Origin of the sequence: Sphingobium lactosutens, from assembly GCF_013393185.1 — a bacterium.
Lineage (GTDB): Bacteria > Pseudomonadota > Alphaproteobacteria > Sphingomonadales > Sphingomonadaceae > Sphingobium > Sphingobium lactosutens_A.
Genome location: NZ_QJQX01000053.1, coordinates 1 through 1008, shown reverse-complemented (window position 1 = coordinate 1008; position 1008 = coordinate 1). Strand labels below are relative to the sequence as shown.

The 1008-nt window shown below is 53.1% G+C and carries 1 rRNA gene; it reads left to right on the top strand.

From position 1 onward, the window contains the following. Positions 1 to 1000 (top strand): 23S ribosomal RNA (locus DM806_RS13865); the annotation flags it as partial. Positions 1001 to 1008 lie beyond the last annotated feature (8 nt).

The window sequence follows — 1008 nt, the reverse complement described above, 5'->3', positions numbered from 1 at the left end:
AACGGCGGCCGTAACTATAACGGTCCTAAGGTAGCGAAATTCCTTGTCGGGTAAGTTCCGACCCGCACGAAAGGTGTAACGATTTGGGCACTGTCTCAACCAGAGACTCGGTGAAATTATAGTACCTGTGAAGATGCAGGTTACCCGCGACAGGACGGAAAGACCCCGTGGAGCTTTACTGTAGCCTGATATTGAATTTTGGTACAGTTTGTACAGGATAGGCGGGAGCCATTGAAACCGGAGCGCTAGCTTCGGTGGAGGCGCTGGTGGGATACCGCCCTGACTGTATTGAAATTCTAACCTACGGGTCTTATCGACCCGGGAGACAGTGTCAGGTGGGCAGTTTGACTGGGGCGGTCGCCTCCTAAAGTGTAACGGAGGCGCCCAAAGGTTCCCTCAGAATGGTTGGAAATCATTCGTAGAGTGCAAAGGCATAAGGGAGCTTGACTGCGAGACCTACAAGTCGAGCAGGGACGAAAGTCGGGCTTAGTGATCCGGTGGTTCCGCATGGAAGGGCCATCGCTCAACGGATAAAAGCTACCCCGGGGATAACAGGCTTATCTCCCCCAAGAGTCCACATCGACGGGGAGGTTTGGCACCTCGATGTCGGCTCATCGCATCCTGGGGCTGTAGTCGGTCCCAAGGGTTGGGCTGTTCGCCCATTAAAGCGGTACGCGAGCTGGGTTCAGAACGTCGTGAGACAGTTCGGTCCCTATCCGTCGTGGGCGTAGGAAATTTGAGAGGAGCTGTCCTTAGTACGAGAGGACCGGGATGGACGCACCGCTGGTGTACCAGTTGTTCTGCCAAGGGCATAGCTGGGTAGCTATGTGCGGAAGGGATAAGTGCTGAAAGCATCTAAGCATGAAGCCCCCCTCAAGATGAGATTTCCCATAGCGTAAGCTAGTAAGATCCCTGAAAGATGATCAGGTTGATAGGTTCGAGGTGGAAGCATGGTGACATGTGGAGCTGACGAATACTAATAGATCGAGGACTTAACCATATAATATG